Source organism: Luteococcus sanguinis (genome assembly GCF_039527675.1).
GTDB classification, from domain to species: Bacteria; Actinomycetota; Actinomycetes; order Propionibacteriales; family Propionibacteriaceae; genus Luteococcus; species Luteococcus sanguinis.
Map to the genome: position 1 here is coordinate 123,680 of NZ_BAAAKI010000013.1, position 19,133 is coordinate 142,812.

18 protein-coding genes are annotated in these 19,133 nt (G+C 69.3%); 5 read left to right on the forward strand and 13 right to left on the reverse strand.

All coding sequences use genetic code 11. The features are described from left to right. Window positions 1-50: 50 nt before the first annotated feature. From ABD089_RS09830 to ABD089_RS09845, 4 genes are read left to right on the forward strand one after another with little or no spacing between them, the layout of a single operon-like run. On the forward strand, window positions 51-746 hold the full coding sequence (locus ABD089_RS09830; RefSeq protein WP_343886182.1) for an energy-coupling factor ABC transporter permease: 696 nt from the start codon (window positions 51-53) through the stop codon (window positions 744-746). Next, the gene (locus ABD089_RS09835) at window positions 743-1,036 is read left to right on the forward strand and encodes a PDGLE domain-containing protein (RefSeq protein WP_343886183.1); all 294 of its coding nucleotides are present in this window, start codon (window positions 743-745) and stop codon (window positions 1,034-1,036) included. The genes ABD089_RS09830 and ABD089_RS09835 overlap by 4 nt, the downstream gene beginning before the upstream one ends. Further along, entirely contained in the window at window positions 1,033-1,821 is a 789-nt protein-coding gene (cbiQ, locus tag ABD089_RS09840; protein ID WP_343886184.1) for a cobalt ECF transporter T component CbiQ, read from the forward strand. The genes ABD089_RS09835 and cbiQ overlap by 4 nt, the downstream gene beginning before the upstream one ends. A 14-nt stretch (window positions 1,822-1,835) precedes the next feature. After that, window positions 1,836-2,594, forward strand: a complete 759-nt coding sequence (locus ABD089_RS09845; RefSeq protein WP_343886185.1) for an energy-coupling factor ABC transporter ATP-binding protein — start codon at window positions 1,836-1,838, stop codon at window positions 2,592-2,594. A 118-nt stretch (window positions 2,595-2,712) separates the two neighbouring features. Here the strand turns inward: ABD089_RS09845 and ABD089_RS09850 are convergent, their stop codons facing one another. From ABD089_RS09850 to hisI, 10 genes are all read right to left on the reverse strand, one after another. Continuing rightward, entirely contained in the window at window positions 2,713-4,218 is a 1,506-nt protein-coding gene (locus tag ABD089_RS09850; RefSeq protein WP_343886186.1) for a glutamate synthase subunit beta, read from the reverse strand. Further along, window positions 4,211-8,743, reverse strand: coding sequence for a glutamate synthase large subunit (gene gltB / locus ABD089_RS09855; protein WP_343886187.1), 4,533 nt, complete (start codon window positions 8,741-8,743; stop codon window positions 4,211-4,213). Before gltB ends, ABD089_RS09850 begins: the two co-directional genes overlap by 8 nt. Before the next feature lie 126 nt (window positions 8,744-8,869). Further along, on the reverse strand, window positions 8,870-9,736 hold the full coding sequence (gene lgt, locus ABD089_RS09860; protein WP_343886188.1) for a prolipoprotein diacylglyceryl transferase: 867 nt from the start codon (window positions 9,734-9,736) through the stop codon (window positions 8,870-8,872). A 1-nt stretch (window position 9,737) separates the two neighbouring features. After that, window positions 9,738-10,616 carry a tryptophan synthase subunit alpha gene (trpA, locus tag ABD089_RS09865; protein ID WP_343886189.1) on the reverse strand — a complete coding sequence of 293 codons (879 nt, stop codon included), beginning with the start codon at window positions 10,614-10,616 and terminating at the stop codon, window positions 9,738-9,740. Beyond that, the gene (gene trpB / locus ABD089_RS09870; protein ID WP_343886190.1) at window positions 10,613-11,902 is read right to left on the reverse strand and encodes a tryptophan synthase subunit beta; all 1,290 of its coding nucleotides are present in this window, start codon (window positions 11,900-11,902) and stop codon (window positions 10,613-10,615) included. The genes trpA and trpB overlap by 4 nt, the downstream gene beginning before the upstream one ends. 46 nt (window positions 11,903-11,948) lie before the next feature. Beyond that, a complete protein-coding gene (gene trpC / locus ABD089_RS09875; protein ID WP_343886191.1) occupies window positions 11,949-12,746 on the reverse strand; it encodes an indole-3-glycerol phosphate synthase TrpC in 798 nt (265 codons plus the stop codon). Beyond that, window positions 12,743-13,009, reverse strand: coding sequence for an HGxxPAAW family protein (locus ABD089_RS09880; protein WP_343886192.1), 267 nt, complete (start codon window positions 13,007-13,009; stop codon window positions 12,743-12,745). The genes trpC and ABD089_RS09880 overlap by 4 nt, the downstream gene beginning before the upstream one ends. Next, window positions 13,006-13,479, reverse strand: coding sequence for a Trp biosynthesis-associated membrane protein (locus ABD089_RS09885; protein WP_343886193.1), 474 nt, complete (start codon window positions 13,477-13,479; stop codon window positions 13,006-13,008). The genes ABD089_RS09880 and ABD089_RS09885 overlap by 4 nt, the downstream gene beginning before the upstream one ends. Continuing rightward, complete coding sequence (locus ABD089_RS09890) at window positions 13,479-14,990, reverse strand: anthranilate synthase component I (RefSeq protein WP_343886194.1); 1,512 nt, start codon at window positions 14,988-14,990, stop codon at window positions 13,479-13,481. Before ABD089_RS09890 ends, ABD089_RS09885 begins: the two co-directional genes overlap by 1 nt. Continuing rightward, the gene (hisI, locus tag ABD089_RS09895) at window positions 14,990-15,337 is read right to left on the reverse strand and encodes a phosphoribosyl-AMP cyclohydrolase (protein ID WP_343886196.1); all 348 of its coding nucleotides are present in this window, start codon (window positions 15,335-15,337) and stop codon (window positions 14,990-14,992) included. The genes ABD089_RS09890 and hisI overlap by 1 nt, the downstream gene beginning before the upstream one ends. Window positions 15,338-15,387: 50 nt before the next feature. On the opposite strand from hisI, the gene ABD089_RS09900 reads away from it, so the two are divergent. Next, the gene (locus ABD089_RS09900) at window positions 15,388-16,023 is read left to right on the forward strand and encodes a TIGR03085 family metal-binding protein (protein ID WP_343886197.1); all 636 of its coding nucleotides are present in this window, start codon (window positions 15,388-15,390) and stop codon (window positions 16,021-16,023) included. A gap of 23 nt (window positions 16,024-16,046) precedes the next feature. Here the strand turns inward: ABD089_RS09900 and ABD089_RS09905 are convergent, their stop codons facing one another. From ABD089_RS09905 to ABD089_RS09915, 3 genes are read right to left on the reverse strand one after another with little or no spacing between them, the layout of a single operon-like run. Further along, the gene (locus tag ABD089_RS09905; protein WP_343886198.1) at window positions 16,047-16,706 is read right to left on the reverse strand and encodes a LutC/YkgG family protein; all 660 of its coding nucleotides are present in this window, start codon (window positions 16,704-16,706) and stop codon (window positions 16,047-16,049) included. Beyond that, window positions 16,706-18,238, reverse strand: coding sequence for a LutB/LldF family L-lactate oxidation iron-sulfur protein (locus ABD089_RS09910; protein ID WP_343886199.1), 1,533 nt, complete (start codon window positions 18,236-18,238; stop codon window positions 16,706-16,708). The genes ABD089_RS09905 and ABD089_RS09910 overlap by 1 nt, the downstream gene beginning before the upstream one ends. Further along, window positions 18,235-19,035, reverse strand: coding sequence for a (Fe-S)-binding protein (locus tag ABD089_RS09915; protein WP_343886200.1), 801 nt, complete (start codon window positions 19,033-19,035; stop codon window positions 18,235-18,237). Before ABD089_RS09915 ends, ABD089_RS09910 begins: the two co-directional genes overlap by 4 nt. Between the last annotated feature and the right edge of the window lie 98 nt (window positions 19,036-19,133).

The window sequence follows — 19,133 nt, forward strand, 5'->3', positions numbered from 1 at the left end:
AATAGTGGGCCGAAGAACGAGCCCACCCCCTCTCGATCCGAGGTCGCATCGTGCACATTCCCGACGGATTCCTCGACGCCCCCGTCTGCCTGGTCACGGCCGCCGGTTCGCTGGCCGCGGTGACCATGGCGCTGCGCGGCTGTCGCCGTGAGCTGGACGACCGCGCCGCTCCCCTGGCCGGTCTGGTGGCCGCCTTCGTGTTCGCTGCCCAGATGGTCAACTTTCCCGTCGCCGCCGGCACCTCCGGCCACCTGCTGGGCGGCGCGCTGGCGGTCGCGCTGGTCGGTCCGTGGACGGCGATGTTGTGCCTCACGGTGGTGCTGGCCGTGCAGTGCCTGCTCTTCGCGGACGGCGGGATCACCGCCCTGGGCGCGAACACCTGGAACATGGCCGTGGTCGGCGTCCTCATCGCCTGGGCCGTGATGACCGTGCTCGCACGTGTGCTCCCCCGCACCCGGATGACGGTGCTGGCCACGGTCGCGCTCGCCGGGCTGGCCAGCGTGCTCGCCGCAGCCGGCAGCTTCGTCGCGCTGTACGCGCTCGGCGGCACGGTGGACGTGCCGCTGGGCACGGTGCTGGGGGCGATGCTCGGCGTCCACACCCTGATCGGGCTCGGAGAGGCGGCGATCACCGCGCTGGTGGTCTCGGGCCTGCTGGCGCTGCGCCCCGACCTGGTCTGGGCGGCGCGCGGCCTGGTCGCCGACCGGACGCCCGTGCTGCGTGACGCCGCGGAGGTGTCGGCATGAGGCCCGTCTCGGATCCGCGGCTGCGCTGGGTGGCGATTGGTGTCACGGTGCTGGTCGCAGGACTGGTGAGCTATTTAGCGTCCGGCAGCCCGGACGGGCTGGAGGCCGTCGCCGAACGGTTCGGCTTCGAGCACGCGGCCACCGACCCGGTCTGGGGCCACTCCCCATTCGTCGACTACGAGGGCGTGCTGGGCATTCCCGCCGGCCTGGTGCGGATCGTCGGCGTCGCCGTCGTGGCGCTCGTGGTGTTCGCACTGCTTCGCTTCGCCGGACGCCGGTCGGCGCGATGACGCTGCTGCTGCACCGCCCCGCCGAGGTCACCCGAACCGACGCTGTCCGGCCGGCGCCAACCGTCTCCCTTCCGGCGGTGGTTTCGGCTACCGCCAAGGTGCTGGCGGCGCTGGCGTCCGTGGTGGCGGTCGTAGCGGTGCCTGCCCGCATGGTGTGGCCCTACCTGGTGGACCTGGCGATCGTGCTGGCCGTCCTCGCGGTTGCCCGGGTGCCGTGGCGACGCCTCCGGCGGGCCCTCCTCGTGGAGGCGCCGTTCGCGGCCTTCGCCGTGCTCGTCCCCTTCGTCGCCGCCGGACCGAGGGTGCACGTCGCGGGCATCGGCTTGTCGGTGCCCGGGTTGTGGAGCGCCTGGGGCCTGGTGGCTAAGGCGACGCTGGGTGCGCTGACTGCCCTGTGCGTGGCCGCCACCACCCGCGGACCGGACCTGTTGGACGCCCTGCACGACCTGCGCTTGCCGGCCCGTCTGGTGGAGATCGCCTCGTTCATGGTCCGCTACCTCGACGTGGTGCGTGACCAGTGGCAGCGGATGGGCATCGCCCGCGCGTCCCGGGGTTTCACTGCCCGTCGTCCGCGGGACTGGGTGGTGATGGCGCAGTCGCTGGGCACCCTGTTCGTCGCCTGCTACGAGCGCGGTGAGCGGGTGCACGTCGCCATGCTGTCGCGCGGTTACACCGGTTCACTCCCCCGCATCGCGGCTCCCGAGCGACGGACGCGGTGGTGGCCGGTCGTGCTGCCCGCGGCGCTGGTGGTCGCCGTGACCGTCTGTGCCCGGTGGTGGGTGTGAGCGCAGTGGTGGGTGTGAGCGCAGTGCCCGCACCGAGCCCGGCGATCGAACTCTCCCGGCTGACGCATCTCTACCCGGACGGGCACCAGGCCCTGTTCGGCGTCGACCTGATGATCGGCGCGGGTGAGCGGGTGGCGCTGCTGGGCCCGAACGGGGCTGGCAAGACGACCCTGGTGCTGCACCTGAACGGCATCCTGACCCCGGCCAGCGGAACGGTGCGCGTCGGCGGTCTGACCCCGACCGGACGTGACCTGCCCGAGGTGCGTCGCCGGGTGGGCATCGTCTTCCAGGACCCGGACGACCAGCTGTTCATGCCCACCGTCCGGCAGGACGTGGCGTTCGGGCCGGCGAACTACGGCCTGTCCGGGGACGCGCTGGAGGCGCGGGTACTGGACGCGCTGACCGCGGTGGGAATGCAGGACTGCGCCGACCGGATGCCCCACCACCTGTCGCTGGGACAGCGACGACGGGTGGCGCTGGCCACCGTAATGGCCCTGGAACCCGAGGTACTGGTGCTGGACGAACCCACCGCCAACCTCGACCCGGCCGCGCGACGTGACCTGGCCGCCGTCCTGGACCGGCTGGACGTGACCATGCTGATGGTCACCCACGACCTGCCCTTCGCCGCCCAGATGTGCGAACGCACCGTCGTGCTCTCCGAGGGCGTCGTGGTCGCCGACGGCACCACGGGCGCGATCCTCTCGGACGAGCCACTGCTCTCCCGCCACCGACTGGAGCTCCCCTTCGGCTTCGACCCCCGCGCGACGAGGTGAGTCGCGCCCGAAGGCGATGGAGCCGCTTACACCCCTTGTCCGACAGACCCCCTCGCGGAATACGCACGCGGCCCCGGGAATCCGCCAACTCCCGGGGCCGCGTGTGATTCCTGCCAGCTCAGGCCATCAGCTGGCGCACCTGCGGACCGATCGGACGGGGCAGACGCGACTCACGTTCCGACAGCCAGGCGTCCACACCATTCGCCGCGGAACGACCCTCGGCGATCGCCCACACGATCAGGGACTGGCCACGGCCACAGTCACCGGCCGCGAAGACACCTTCCACGCTGGTCATGTAGGCCTCGTCGCGCTTGATGTTGCCGCGCTCGTCCAACTCGATGCCCAACTCGGCGACCACCCCGTCCTGCTGCGGACCGGTGAAGCCCATCGCCATCAACACCAGATCGGCCGGCAGCTCCCGCTCGGTGCCCTCGACCGGCACGAACTTGCCCGCGTCGAACTTCACCTCCGACAGCCGCAGCCCCTTCACGTGGCCGTCCTCGTCGCCAAGGAACTCACTGGTGGAGACCGCGTACAGCCGCTCACCACCCTCCTCGTTGGCTGAGGCCACCCGGTAGATCATCGGGTAGGTCGGCCACGGCTGCGCGTCCGGACGGACCTGCGGCGGGGTCGGCATGATCTCCAGCTGGGTCACCGAGGCGGCCCCCTGGCGCAGGGCGGTGCCCAGGCAGTCGTTGGAGGTGTCACCACCGCCGATCACGACGACGTGCTTGCCCTCGGCGTGGATCTGTCCCTCGACGGGTTCCGGCATCCGGTCCTTGGTGCCCTTCAGCGCCTTGGTGGCCTGGGTCAGGTAGTCCATCGCCTGGTAGATGCCGCCCAGGTCGGCGCCGGGCACCGGCAGGCCGCGGCGCACCGTGGCGCCGATCGTCAGCACCACCGCGTCGAAGCGCTCCACCAACTGGGTGCCGGTCAGGCCACCCTGCTCGGCCGCGTCCGGGCCGATCGGGGTGTCGGTCTTGAAGACCGTCCCCTCCAGCACCATCTGCTTCAGGCGACGGTCCACCACCGCCTTCTCCATCTTGAACTCGGGGATCCCGTAGCGCAGCAGACCGCCGATGGCGTCGTCGCGCTCGTAGACGACCACCGTGTGCCCAGCCCGGGTCAGCTGCTGGGCCACGGCCAGCCCCGCGGGTCCGGAGCCGACCACGGCGACGGTCTTCAGCGAGTGCCACTGGGCCTGCTGTGGGAGGACGCGACGGTCGTCCCAGGCCTTGTCGATGATCGACACCTCAATGTTCTTGATCGTCACCGGGTCACGGGTGATGCCGACGACGCACGAGGTCTCGCAGGGTGCCGGGCAGAGGCGGCCGGTGAACTCCGGGAAGTTGTTGGTCGCGTGCAACCGGTCCAGGGCCTGGGTCCACTCGTCGCGCCAGACCAGGTCATTCCACTCCGGGATCAGGTTGCCCAGCGGACAACCCGTGTGGCAGAAGGGAATGCCACAGTCCATGCAGCGGCTGGCCTGGGTCTGGATGATCGGGAGCAGGGCCTTGCCCGGCCCGCCGGGATAGACCTCGTTCCAGTCGTTGACCCGCTCCTCGACGGGACGACGGTCCGCAACCTGGCGCGGGATGTTGATGAAGCCGCGGGGATCAGCCATGAGCTGCCTCCATCATGAGATCGGTCATTTCGTCCTCCTTGACGCCGGAGAAGAGGGCCTCCTCCTTCGCCTTCATCACGCGCGCGTAGTCACGTGGGCTGAGCTTGGTGAAACGCTGGGCGAGATCGGCGCGCGAGAGCCCCAGCAGGCCTGCCGCCACGGTGGAGCCGGTCAGCTCCTGGTGGCGACGCAGCAGGTCGGTGATCCGTTCGACGTCCGGCTCGGTCACCTGGACCGCGTCGACCAGCTCGGTGTTGAGCCGGGCGGCGTTGAAGTCGAGCAGCCATGCGACGCCACCGGACATGCCGGCGGCGACATTGCGTCCGGTGGGGCCGAGGATCAGGGCCTCGCCACCGGTCATGTACTCCAGCGCGTGGTCGCCCACCCCCTCGACCACCGCGGTCGCCCCGGAGTTACGGACGCAGAAGCGCTCGCCGACGACACCGCGCAGGAAGACCTCCCCGCTGGTGGCGCCGTAACCGATCACGTTGCCGGCGACGATCTGCGTTGACGGGTCGAAGGTGACGCCCTGCGCGGGGGTGACGATGATCCGTCCGCCCGACAGGCCCTTGCCGACGTAGTCGTTCGAGTCGCCGACGAGCTTGAGGGTCACGCCCTTTGGCAGGAAGGCGCCGAAGGACTGGCCCGCGGTGCCGGTCAGGGTGAACTCGATCGCGTCATCAGCCAGGCCCTCGCCCTTGGTCGCCACGGTGACGTGGTGGCCGAGCACGGTGCCGACGGTGCGGTCGACATTGCGGATGGTGAGCTCCTCGCGCACCTGCTGGCCAGCCTCGATCGCGGGACGGGCCAGCTCCAGCAGCCTGACGTCCAGCTTGCGGTCCAGCCCATGGTCCTGGGTGGTGACGCAGTGCAGCGGGGCACCCTCGGGCAGCTCGACCTGGGCCAGGATCGGCGACAGGTCCAGCCCGGCGGCCTTCCAGTGGTCAACCGCCGCGCGGGTGTCCAGCGCCTCGACGTGGCCGACGGCCTCCTCGATCGACCGGAAACCCAACTGCGCCAGGTACTCGCGCACCTCCTGGGCGATGAACTCCATGAAGTTCACGACGTGGTCGGCCTGGCCGTGGTAGTGCGCGCGCAGCGCCGGGTTCTGCGTCGCGATGCCGACCGGGCAGGTGTCCTTGTGGCAGACGCGCATCATGATGCACCCGCTGACCACCAGCGCCGTCGTGGCGAAACCGAACTCCTCGGCGCCCAGCAGGGCGGCGATCACGACGTCACGTCCGGTCTTGAGCTGCCCGTCGCACTGGACGACGATCCGATCGCGCAGGCCGTTGGCGAGCAGGGTCTGCTGGGCCTCGGCCAGACCGAGTTCCCAGGGGCCGCCGGCGTGCTTCACCGACGTCAGCGGGGCCGCGCCGGTTCCGCCGTCGTGGCCGGAGATCAGGACGACGTCCGCCTTCGCCTTCGACACGCCCGCCGCGACCGTGCCGACGCCCAGCTCGGCGACCAGCTTGACGTGCACGCGAGCCGAGGGGTTCGCGCACTTCAGGTCGTGGATGAGCTGCTTCAGGTCCTCGATCGAGTAGATGTCGTGGTGCGGGGGCGGGGAGATCAGGCCCACGCCGGGCGTCGAGTGCCGGGTGGCAGCCACCCAGGGATAGACCTTCGGGCCGGGCAGCTGGCCGCCCTCGCCGGGCTTGGCTCCCTGCGCCATCTTGATCTGGATGTCGGTGGCATTGCTCAGGTACTCGCTGGTGACGCCGAAACGTCCCGAGGCCACCTGCTTGATCGCCGAGCGACGCTCCGGGTCGTACAGCCGGTCGCGGTCCTCGCCGCCCTCACCGGTGTTCGACTTGCCGCCGATCCGGTTCATGGCAATCGCCAGGGTCTCGTGCGCCTCCTTCGAGATGGAGCCGTAGCTCATCGCGCCGGTGGAGAAGCGCTTGACGATGTCGCTGACCGACTCGACCTCGTCGATGTCGACCGGCGTGCGGTCAGAGCGGAACTCCAGCAGCGAACGCAGCGTCATCAGCCGTCGCGAGTTGTCGTCCACCAGGTTGGTGTAGCGCTTGAAGACCTCGTACTTGCCGGTCTGGGTGGCATGCTGCAGCCGGAAGACCGTCTCGGGGTTGAACAGGTGCTCCTCGCCCTCGCGACGCCACTGGTACTCACCACCCACCGGCAGGGTGCGGTGGGAGTTGGCAACCCCGTCGAGGGGGTAGGCGAGGGAGTGGCGCAACTGCACCGCCTGCGCGACCTCGTCCAGGCCGATGCCCTCGATCCGGGAGCTGGTGCCGGCGAAGAACTCCTCGACGAACTCCGAGCGCAGGCCGACGGCCTCGAAGACCTGGGCGCCGGTGTAGCTCTGGATGGTCGAGATGCCCATCTTGCTCATCACCTTGAGCACGCCCTTGCCCAGCGCCTTGTAGACGTGGTGGATGGCCTGCTCGGGGCTGACCTGCACGTACAACTCGTTGCGGGCCATGTCCTCGGCCGACTCGAACAGCAGGTAGGGGTTGACCGCGGCCGCGCCAAAACCGATCAGCAGCGCGACGTGGTGCACCTCCCGCACGTCCCCGGCCTCGACGATCAGGCCTGTCATGGTGCGGGTCTTCTCCCGGACCATGTGGTGGTGGATCGCCGAGGTGAGCAGCAGCGACGGGATCGGTGCATGCTCGCGGTCGGCGTGGCGGTCCGACAGCACGATCGTGCGGGCGCCGTTGGCGACGGCCTCGCTGACCTCGCGGCGGATCTCGTCCATCCGGTCGCGCAGCGACTGCGCTCCCCCGTCGACGCGGTACAGCCCGCGCACGACGTGCGTCTCGTAGTCGGGGTGCTCACCGTCGGCGTTGATCCGGACGATCTTCGCGAGCTGCTCGGAGTCCAGGATCGGGAAGGGGATCACCATCTGGCGGCACGACGCGGGGCCGGGCTCCAGCAGGTTGGCCTCCGGGCCGATGGAACCGGACAGCGAGGTGACCAGCTCCTCGCGGATCGCGTCCAGCGGCGGGTTGGTGACCTGCGCGAAGAGCTGGCTGAAGTAGTCGAACAGCAGTCTCGGACGCTCCGAGAGCACCGCCAGCGGCGTGTCGGTGCCCATCGAACCGATCGTCTCCGCGCCGGTGTTGGCCATCGGCGCCACCAGCAGGCGCAGCTCCTCGTGGGTGTAGCCGAACAGCTGCTGACGACGGGTGACCGAGGCGTGGGAGTGGACGATGTGGTTACGCTCGGGGAGCTCGTTGAGGTTGATCCGGCCCGCGTCCAACCATTCGCCATAGGGGTGCTCGGCGGCCAGCGCGTCCTTGATCTCGTCGTCCTCGACGATGCGGTGCTGCTCCAGATCGACCAGGAACATGCGCCCGGGCTGCAGGCGGCCCTTCTGGACGACGTCGGCCGGCTCGACCGGCAGCACGCCGGCCTCGGAGGCGAAGATGACCCGCCCGTCGGTGGTCACCCAGTAGCGAGCGGGGCGCAGGCCATTGCGGTCGAGCACGCCGCCGATCTGGGCGCCGTCGGTGAAGGTGACGCACGCGGGGCCGTCCCAGGGCTCCATCACGCAGGAGTGGAACTCGTAGAAGTCCTTGCGGGCCTGGCTCATCTCGGCGTGGTTCTGCCATGCCTCGGGGATCATCATCAGCACGGCGTGTGGCAGCGAGCGTCCGCCCAGGTGCAGCAGCTCCAGCACCTCGTCGAAGGAGGCGGAGTCAGAACCGTCCGGGGAGCAGATCGGGTAGAGCCGCTCCAGGTCGCCGGGGATGACGTCGCTCGACAGCAGCGCCTCACGGGCGCGCATCCAGTTGCGGTTGCCCTTGACCGTGTTGATCTCGCCGTTGTGAGCGATCAGGCGGAAGGGGTGCGAGAGCTCCCAGGCCGGGAAGGTGTTGGTCGAGAAGCGGGAGTGCACGAGCGCCAGCGCGGAGCGGAAGCGCTCGTCGTGCAGCTCGGGGTACACCTTCTCCAGCTGGTCGGTGGTCAGCATGCCCTTGTAGACCATGGTGCGCGAGCTGAGGGACGCGAAGTAGACCCCGCACTCGTGCTGGGCCCGGCGGCGCAGGACGTAGACCAGCCGGTCCAGGTCGAGCCCGGTCTCGGTGCCGCGGCCGGCGACGAAGAGCTGGCTGAAGTGGGGCATGGCGCCCAGGGAGATGGGGCTCAGCGAGTCGGTCTCGACGGGGACGTCACGCCAGCCGAGCACCTTGAGGCGTTCCTCGACCGCGATCTTCTCGATCGTGATGCGGGCCATGTCGCGATCGGCCTCGTCGACCGGCAGGAAAGCCATACCGGCGGCGTAGGCGCCCGCGGCGGGCAGGTCGAAGCCAACCTCGCCGCGCAGGAACTCGTCGGGAACCTGCACCAGAATGCCGGCGCCGTCTCCCGCTGCCTCGTCGGCGCCGGTTGCGCCACGGTGGTCGAGATTGCGCAGGGCCTCGAGGCCCTGCTCCACGATCTCGTGGCTGGCCTCACCGCTCAGTTGCGCGACGAAGGCGACGCCACAGGCGTCATGTTCGGTGGTGGGGTCGTACAGCCCGAACTTCGGGCGGCGAGGAAAGACCTCACGGGCCATGGTGTGCTCCCATCAGGAGGGGGACGGGTACCGGCGCAGCCGGGTGCCCGCCGAGAGTCGAGGTGTCGACGCCCGGGTGCCGGGCGAAGGAAAAATACGCGCGCCGTGTTACTGCTGTGTGACAGTTCACTGTGCGAGACGGGGGTCCCGCTGTTCGGACGAACCCTCGGCAGGTGTGGCGAAGGGCCGGTCGCGACGCGCGCCGTGGCGGCGTCCGATCCACATGAACAGCACCAGACCGATCAGGAAGACGACCACGGAAGTGTACTCGTTGAGACGCAGCCCGCCGATGGTGTTGACCGTGTCGATGCGCAGCCGCTCGACCCACAACCGTCCGAAGCAGTAGACGATCACGTACAGCGCGAACAGTCGTCCCCAGCCCAGCTTCCAGCGGCGCTCGGCCCAGACCAGGAAAGCGGCACCGGCGAGGTTCCACACCAGCTCGTAGAGGAAGGTCGGGTGGAAGGTGGCGTACTGCGTGAAGCCGGCCGGGCGATGGTCGGCGTCGATCTCGAGCCCCCAGGGCAGGGTGGTGGGACGTCCGAACAGTTCCTGGTTGAACCAGTTGCCGAGCCGACCCATCGCCTGCGCCACCAGCAGGGTGGGGGCCACCACGTCGGCGAAGTCACCGAAGCTCAGGCCACTGCGCCGGCACATGATCCACGCACCCAGCGCACCGAGCGCGACAGCGCCCCAGATGCCCAGCCCACCCTGCCAGATCTTGAGCGCGTCGATCGGGTTGCTCCCTGGCCCGAAATAGAGCTGGTAGTCGGTGATGACGTGGTAGAGCCGAGCGCCGACGATGCCGAAGACGACCGCGACACCGGTGATGTTCTCGAAGGTCTCGGCCTGTCCGCCGCGAGCCACGAATCGTCGCGTCCCCCAGGCCCAGGCCACGGCAATGCCGGCCAGGATGCACAGGGCATAGGCGTGGATCGTCACCGGCCCGAGGTGGAAGGCGGACCAGCTGGGGCTCGGCAACGACAGCAGCATGTCAGCCCTCGACCCCACCCATGGTGTTCACGGAACTCTCGCCGCGCACACCGGCAGCGAGTTCGTCGACCAGCTGCCGCAGGGGGGCCAGATCGCGGGTGCCCTGCTCCTCGCTGCGAAGCAGGTGGTTGACCAGCGCGGAGCCGACGATCACCGCGTCCCCGACCCCGACAAGTTCGGCGGCCTGCTGGCCATTGGAGACCCCAAGGCCGATGCCGACGGGCAGGGTCGGGTCAACCCGGCGGATGCGTTCCACCAGGATCGGCGCCGCTGTGGACGTGGTCTTGCGAGCGCCGGTGACTCCCATCACGGCGGTGGCGTAGACCCAGCCACGGCAGGCGGCGATGGTGGAGGCCAGGCGCTCATCGGTCGAGGACGGGGAGACAAGGAAGATCCGGTCCAGCCCGTGGGCATCGGACGCGGTGACCCAGTCACCGGCCTCGTCGGGGGTCAGGTCGGGGGTGATCAGCCCCGCTCCCCCGGCATTGCGCAGGTCGCGCGCGAAGCGGTCGACGCCGTAGCGGTCGACGAGGTTCCAGTAGATCATCACGACCGGGGTGGCCCCGGCGGTGCTGACGGCCTCGACCGCGCGGAAGACGTCGGAGGTCCGGACGCCGCGCTCCAGCGCCCGGGTGGTCGCGTGCTGGATGGCCAGGCCGTCCATCACAGGGTCGGAGTAGGGCATGCCCACCTCGACCATGTCGACACCACGGCCATTGCTGCCCTCGACCAGCGCGCGCATCGCGTCGATGGAGCCGGGGACGTCGGGGTAGCCGACCGGCAGGTAGCCGACCAGTGCTGCGCGGCCCTGTTCGCGGGCGCCCGCGAGGACCCTGCCGGAGATGCCCAGGCGGGACTCATCACTGGAGTTGGTGCTCACTTCTCGACCCCCATGGCCTCGCTGGTGGATGCGGGCTGCTCCATCCGGCCGGCCACGTCGTCCACCGAACCGTCGATGCCGAAGTACTTGATCGCCGTGTCAACGTCCTTGTCACCGCGTCCGGAGATGTTCACCAGGATCAGCGGACGGGCGTTCGGGTCGGCCTCGGTGAGCTGGAGGGCCAGCCGACGAGCGCCGGCGACGCCATGGGCGGACTCGATGGCGGGCATGATGCCCTCGGTGCGGCTGAGCAGCCGCAGTGCGTCCATCGCCTCGGTGTCGGTGACCGGCTCGTACTTGGCGCGTCCGGTCGCGGCCAGGAAGGAGTGCTCGGGGCCGACGCCGGGGTAGTCCAGGCCGGCGCTGATGGAGTGCGACTCGATCGTCTGCCCGTCCTCGTCCATCAGCACGTAGGTTCGCATGCCGTGTAGCACGCCCACCTCGCCCTGGGTGATGGTCGCGGCGTGGCGCCCGCTCTCGATGCCTTCACCGCCCGCCTCGAAGCCGTAGAGCGCCACCTCGGGGTCGTCGATGAAGTCGGCGAAGATGCCCATCGCGTTGCTACCGCCGCCGACGCACGCCGTGACCGCGTCGGGCAGGCGCCCGTAGCGGTCGAGCATCTGCTGGCGCGCCTCGGTGGAGATGATGCGTTGGTATTCCTTGACCAGCTTCGGGAAGGGCGCGGGGCCCGCCACGGTGCCGATCAGGTAGTGGGTGGTGTCCACATTGGTGACCCAGTCGCGCATCGCCTCGTTCATCGCGTCCTTGAGAGTCATCGAACCGGCCTCGACGGCGACGACCTCCGCGCCGAGCATCTGCATCCGGGCGACGTTGAGGGCCTGGCGCTCGGTGTCGACCTTGCCCATGTAGACCCGGCACTCCAGCCCGAACAGGGCCGCGGCGGTGGCGGTGGCGACGCCGTGCTGACCGGCGCCGGTCTCGGCGATGACGCGCTTCTTGCCCATCCGCTTGGTCAGCAGGGCCTGGCCGAGCACGTTGTTGACCTTGTGGGAGCCGGTGTGGTTCAGGTCTTCGCGCTTGAGGACGATCGTCGCGTTGCCGCAGTGCTCGCTGAACCGATCGGCCTGCCAGATCGGGGTCGGACGCCCGGCGTAATCGCGCCGCAGGCGTTCGAGTTCGGCCTGGAAGTCGGAGTCGGTCTGGGCGGAGGTGAAGGCCTCGTCCAGCTCGTTCAGGGCCGCGAACAGGGCCTCAGGGACGAATCGTCCACCGAACTGGTCGTAGTGGCCGCCCAGGTCGGGGAACTGGGATTCAGGCTGGGTCATGACGTCCTTACAGGTTGGGAAGGCTGTCTGGTCTGGCGGTTGGCGCTCACCGCGTCGCGTCGACCATGGCACGAATGGCCGCGGTCGGGTCGCCGTCTCGCACCAGCGCCTCGCCGACGAGCACGACGTCCGCGCCCTGGGAGTGCACCAGCGCCGCGTCCGCAGGTGTGAGGATCCCGGACTCGGCGACCTTGACGATGTCATCGCCCAGCATTGGTGCCAGCCGTCCGAACTGGGACAGGTCGACGTCGAGGGTCTTGAGATTGCGGTTGTTGACGCCGACGAGTTCGGCGCCCAACGAGAGGGCTCGCTCGGTCTCCTCGGGCGTGTGCACCTCGACGAGCGGGGTCATGCCGAAATCGGTGATCTGGTCGTGCAGGTCGCGCAATTGCGCGTCGTCCAGGGCCGCGACGATCAGCAGCACCAGGTCGGCACCATGGGCGCGAGCCTCGAGCACCTGGTAGGGCGCGACGACGAAGTCCTTGCGGAGCACGGGAATGGTGACGCGCTCGCGCACGGCGTCCAGGTCGGCGAGGGTGCCGCCGAAGCGGCGCTGCTCGGTGAGCACGGAGACGGCGCTCGCGCCGCCAGCTTGGTAGTGGGAGGCGAGTTCGGCGGGGTCGGTGATCTCGGCCAGCGCGCCCTTGGACGGGCTGGAGCGCTTCACCTCGCTGATCACCGACAGCGGCGCGCGCCGCATCGCCGGGATCGGGTCCAGTGCGGTCGGACGCGCCGCAGCGAGTTCGGTCAGCTCGGCGACGCTGGTGGCGCGCTGACGCAGGGCGAGGTCCTCACGGACCCCGGCGATGATCTGATCGAGAACCGTGCCGTCCAGCGAACTCACAGGTCCCGCGGCGGATTGCCGTAGCCCATGCTCTTCATCACGAGCGTCGCGATCGCGCCGATGGCGATCAGGGCTGCGCCGAGGCCCAGCAACGGCATCGAGGGGGACATGGTCGAGCTGTCACCAAGGCCGGGCAGCACGAAGGCCACGGTTGCGACGATGAAGCCGAGCATGCAGACCAAGGAACCGGTCCAGGCGGCGGGGCTGCGGCCGTGGTGATACTCGGCCTGCTGCGGACGCTTTTGGTTCGTCGCGGTGTTCACTGGTCCTCCTGGATCTTGGACGGCGCTGGCGTGACCATTCTCGCCTGTGAGGCGAGGTTATCGCCAAATCCGTCCGCCGTCGGGTCAAGTCCGGCGTCCATCGCCTTCCAGACGTCCGTGTCGCTGTCGAGCACGGTGGGAGTCTCGCGGTCGAAACGTCGGGTGGCGTCCCATCGTCCGGCGTGGGCGAGGAAGATCCCGCCCGCGATGATCGCGGCGATTCCCGCGGCGACCAGCCCCGGATGGGCTGCCGGCCAGGCCAGGCCGAGACCGAGGACGACGACCAGCGCGCCCAGCACCTGGCGACCGCGGTGACCGAAGGTCAGCGAGGCGACGGTGGCCGCGAGCAGGGCCCAGCCGATGGCGCGCGGCAGTTCGGGCTGATCGGAGCGTCCGGCCAGCACCAGGGCACCGACGCCGGCGGCGAGGCCAAGGATGAGCGCGACCGGGCGCGTGCTGGCCATCCGCATCAGTTCGCCCCCTCCAGGGCCACGAGCCCCTCGGCGCGTCGGACCGCGGCGATCACGGCGGCGGCCTTGTTCTGGGTCTCCAGGTCTTCGGTGGCGGGGTCGGAGTCAGCGACCAGCCCTGCTCCGGCCTGGACGTGGGCCACGCCGTCCTTGACGACGGCGGTGCGGATCGCGATCGCAGCGTCGGCATTGCCAGCGAAGTCGAAGTAGCCGACCACTCCCCCGTAGACACCGCGACGGGTGCGTTCCAGTCGGTCGATGATCTGCATGGCGCGCACCTTGGGGGCGCCGGACAGCGTCCCGGCCGGGAAGCAGGCGAGGGTGACGTCGAGTCCGGTGGCGCCCTCGGCGACCTGCCCGACGACCGCGGCCTCCAGGTGCATCACGTGGCTGTAGCGGCGCACGTGCATGAACTCGGTGACGGCGATGGTGCCCGGGCGGCACACCCGTCCCAGGTCGTTGCGGCCCAGGTCGACCAGCATCAGGTGTTCGGCGCGTTCCTTCTCGTCCGCCAGCAGTTCGGCCTCGAGTTCGGCGTCTTGTTCTGGGGTGGCTCCGCGCGGCCGGGTTCCGGCTATCGGGTGGGTGGTCGCGCGTCCCTCGTTGACCGTCACCAGTGCCTCGGGCGACGACCCGACGACGCAGAAGCCGGGCAGCCGTAGCAGGTAGAGGTAGGGGCTGGGATTGGTGTTGCGCAGTTCGCGGTAGATGGCCAGGCCGTCGGCCCGGGTGGGCAGGTCGAAGCGCTGCGAGCCGACGATCTGGAAGGCCTCGCCGGCGCGAATCTCCTCGACGGCATCCCGGACGAGTTGCTGGAAGTCCTCGCTGGAACGCTGCCGGATGGGCTCGGTGGTGGCTGCCGGACCCTGCTGGGCCAGCAGCACCGGGCGCGGCCCGGCCAGTTGGCGGGCCATCTGCTCCACGCGGGCGGTGGCATCGGCCCAGGCGTCCTCGACGCGCTCGGGTGATCCGTCGTGGTTGACCGCATTGGCGATCAGCCAGACCTCGCCCTTGTGGTGGTCGAGCACGGCCATGTCGCTGGCCAGCATCATCACCAGTTCGGGCAACTGCAGGTCGTCGTCCAAGCCGTCGGGCAGTTTCTCGATCCGGCGGACGACGTCGTAACCGAGGTAGCCGACCATGCCGGAGGTGAAGGGCGGCAGTTCCGGGTCAGGTTCGGTGTGCAGGGTGCGCAGGGTCTCGCGCAGCACCTCCAACGGATCACCGTCGGCCGGCACGCCCTCGATCGGGCGCCCCAGCCAGTGCGCCTGCCCATCCTGCTCGACCAGCGTGGACGCGGCGTTGACGCCGACGAACGACCAGCGCGACCACACGCCCGACTCGGCGGACTCGAACAAGAAGGTGTTCTCCCGGTCGCCGCACAGCTGCGCGTACAGCCCGATCGGGGTGATGTCGTCGGCCAACAGGCGCGCATGGACGCTGACCACGCGCCGTCCGGAGTCGGCCAGTGCGCGGAAGCCCGCGAGGTCGGGGGTGGTGACCAGTGCCATCAGCCCTCCTCGGTGAGCAGCAGGTCGGCGTCGAAGCAGGTGGTGTCGCCCGTGTGGCAGGCGCCGCCGACCTGGTCGACGCGCATCAGCACGGTGTCGCCGTCGCAGTCGAGGCGCACCTCGCGGACGTGCTGGGTGTGGCCGCTGGTCGCGCCCTTGACCCAGTACTCGTTGCGGGAACGGGACCAGTAGGTGGCCTGGCGCGTCACGAGGGTGCGGGAGAGGGCCTCGTCGTCCATCCAGGCCAGCATCAGGACGGCGCCGGATGTCGCGTCGGTGACCACGGCGGGCACCAGTCCGTCCGGGTTGCGCTTGAGGCGGGCTGAGATGGCGGGGTCAAGAGACATGCGGTCCATTCTTCCCGATCAGCAGCGCTGGGGCGCAGTACGCTCGCGGCGTGAGCTTCGCAAGAACTGAACGTGCCCAGCTGTGCGACCTGTTGGACGAGCTGGGTCCCACCGCCCCGACCCTCTGCAGGGGTTGGACGACCAGTCACCTGGCCGCCCACCTGTGGCTGCGCGAAACCGACCCGCTGGCGATGCCCGGCATCGTCGTGAAGCCTCTTGCGGGGCTGACCGAGCGCCGGATGGCGTCAGCGCAGGAGAAGCTGGGCTACCAGACGCTGGTGAGCCGGGTGAGGTCGGGCCCGGGACGCATTTCGGTGTTCGCGCTGCCCGGGCTGGACGAGGCCGCCAACGCGATCGAGTACTTCGTCCACCATGAGGACGTGCGCCGGGCTGGTGAGGGATGGCAGCCGCGGGAGCTGCCCGACGCCGATGAGGACGCCTGCTGGAAGCGTGTCGGCCTGATGGGGCGCGCAATGTTCCTGCGCTCCCCCGTCCCGGTGGTGGCCCAGCGCGCGGGCACCATCGATCGTGTCACCTTGAAGGCGGGCGAGGATCCGGTGGTGCTGATTGGCAAGCCGTCGGAGCTGGTGCTCTTCCTCTTCGGACGCCGTTCCGTCGCCCAGGTTGAGATCACCGGTTCCGAGGACTCGGTCGCACAGTTGGAAGGCTTCACCACCGCCCTGTGACGCGGATGTTCCCCGAACCCGGGTCACAGGTCGTCGACGACCACCACGTACAGCTGGCGCGGACCATGGACCCCGTCCACCCGGGACAGCTCGATGTCGCTGGTCGCCGAACCGCCGGAGATCATGGTCATCGGGTAGCCCTCCAACACTTCCGGCTTCACCGCCGCGATGGACTCGGGCACGTCGGAGACCACCTGACTGGCGCGCACCACGCAGACGTGCCGGTCGGGCACCAAGGTGATCGCCCGGCGTCCCTGGTCGGCGCCGTGGGTCAGCACGATGGTCCCGGTGTCGGCAATCGCCGAGCTGGCGGCGGTGACCACTGCGTCGGTTCCGTTCAGCTGCTCGTGCGTCAGCGGTGGGTCATCCACCCGCACCTCCCAGCCGACGCCGCGCATCGCCTCGAGCCAGGCCGGGTCGAGCCCGGGTGGCACCACGACGGACGAGGTGACGCCGCTGGCAACGAGCCCATCCACGACCGCTTGTGCGACATTGGCCGCAGCCACCCGCACGACGGTCGCCTGGTAGTCCAGCACCTTCTCGACGAAGGTGGCGACGACGTCGTCCAGCGGCAAGCCGGTGCCGTAGGTCCACTCGACCGGGACGTCCACCACCGGATCGGTCTCGGTGATGTCGGCGCTGGCCCGACGGATGCGGTCCAGGATTTCCGTGCGCGCGTCCATCACCTGCCCTCCTGACGGTTCTTCTTCCACCACTGCCGGAAGCTCTGCGCGGGGACATCCTCGACGTCGCGATAGCGCAACCACCGGTCCGCGATGGGAGCGGGAATCGGACCGATCGTCCGTCCCCCGAGCACCCGTCCCGCCAGCGATGAACCCTTCTGCACGGCCTCGAAGTGTCGGGCATCGCCCATCACCCAGGCTGCTGTCTTCATCAGCGCCATCTCGGTGGCCACCTCCACGTCGCGGGGCACCCGGTCGGCCTTCTCGGCCTGGACGACACGGTGGCGCAGGTGCACCAACACGTCGGTGAAGGGGATCTTGACCGGGCACACGTCATTGCAGGCTCCGCACAGCGAGCAGGCGTAAGGCAGCCCTCGGTCGACGTCGTTCTCGACACCACGCAGCTGCGGGTTGAGCGCCGCCCCGATCGGGCCGGGGTAGACCGATCCGTAGGCATGCCCTCCGGTGCGTTCATAGACCGGGCAGATGTTCAGGCAGGACGCGCAGCGGATGCAGCGCAGCACCTCTCGCCCCAGCGGGTCGGCCAGCACGTCGGTACGTCCGTTGTCGAGGAAGATGACGTGCTGCTCACTTGGGCCGTCACCCTCGCGAACCCCACTCCACACGGAGTTGTAGGGGTTCATCCGCTCCCCCGTCGCCGAACGCGGCAGCAGCTTGAGGAAGACCTCCAGGTCGTCGAAGGTCGGCAGCACCTTCTCGATGCCGACAATCGAGACGATCGTCTCGGGCAGGGTCAGGCACATCCGGCCATTGCCCTCGGACTCGACGACGACCAGCGAGCCGGTCTCGGCGATCACGAAGTTGCCGCCGGAGACCGCCATCTTCGCGCGCAGGAACTTCTCGCGCAGGTGCAGCCGCGCCGCTGCCGCCAGCTCGGGCGGGTTCTCGGTCATGTCCTCGGGCGCCGGACGGCCGTAGCGGCCCATCTCGCGTTTGAAGATCTCGCGGACTTCGGCGCGGTTGCGGTGGATCGCCGGCACGACGATGTGGGACGGACGATCGTGCCCGAGCTGGACGATCAGCTCGGCCAGGTCGGTCTCCCAAGCCGCGATCCCCTGCTCCTCCAGGTACTCGTTGAGGTCGGTCTCCTGGGTGGTGATCGACTTGATCTTCACCACCTCGTCGATGCCCTTCACGCGCGCCACCTGGGCGACGATCTCGTTGGCCTCGGCCGCATCGCGCGCCCAGTGGACGACCACTCCGTTTCGGGTCAGATTCTCCTCGGCCTGCACGAGGTAGTGGTCGAGGTGACGCCCGACCCGGTCCTTGATCGCGGCAGCCGCGTCACGCAGGTCTTCCCAGTCGGGCGACTCGGCGACGCGATCGGCGCGCTTGGCCCGGATCGTCCCGGTGGCATTTCGGAGGTTCTTGCGCTGGACACCCAGCTCCAGCTCGGAGCGGGCGGCCTTCGGGAACTTGGGCATGCCCAAGTAGGTGCCAGCCCGGTCAGGTGCCGGGGTCAGACGGGCGACCCCTCCATTGCCCTCGGTGACACGCTGCAGGGACGTCATGCCAACACCTCCTCGGTGGAGTTGAGGATTTCGACCAGGTGGATCGGCCGGACCCCCGAGTTCTGGCGGGACAGCACTCCGCCGATGTTCATCAGACACGAGTTGTCGCCGCCGACGACGAACTCGGCGCCGGTCTCGCGCACGTGACGCGCCTTGTCGGAGGCCATCGCGGCGCTCACATCCGCATTCTTGATGCTGAAGGTGCCGCCGAAACCGCAGCACTGGTCGGCTTCGGGCAGGTCCACCAAGGTCATCCCACGGACGGCCTGCAGCAGCTGGAGTGGCTTGTCACCCAGCCGCAGTAGCCGTTTGCCGTGGCAGGAGGGGTGGTACGTGACGGTGTGTGGGAAATAGGCATCGACGTCGGTGACGCCGAGCACATCCACCAGGAACTCGGGGATGTCGAAGACGCGCTGCGAGAGAACGTCCACCGCTGCCACCAGGCCCATGTCGCCGCTGTGCCTGGCCAGCATCGGGTGCTGTTCCCGGACGGCCGCGGTGCAGGACCCGGACGGGGAGACGACGTGGTCATATCCCTCGAAGGCCTTGAGGTACTGCCGCACCTGCGGCACCGACTCGTCGAGGTACCCGGTGTTGGTGGTGATCTGCGCGCAGCAGGTCTGTGCCGTCGGGAACTCGACGGTGCAGCCGAGGCGCTCCAACAGTTCGACGGTGGCACGTCCGGTGCCGGGGTACATCACGTCGTTGATGCACGTGATGAACAGCGCGACGCGCATTCCGGAACCTGGACGAGAGCCAGGCGTCGCGGCCGTGGGCTTGGTCAACGGTGTGGTCATGGGCTGCCTCCCGCCACCCATCATGGCTCCGCAAGCCCCGTCCCGCAATACCGGATGGCCCTGCTTCTGTTTCCAGCAGGCAGAACCACCCGGTGTCC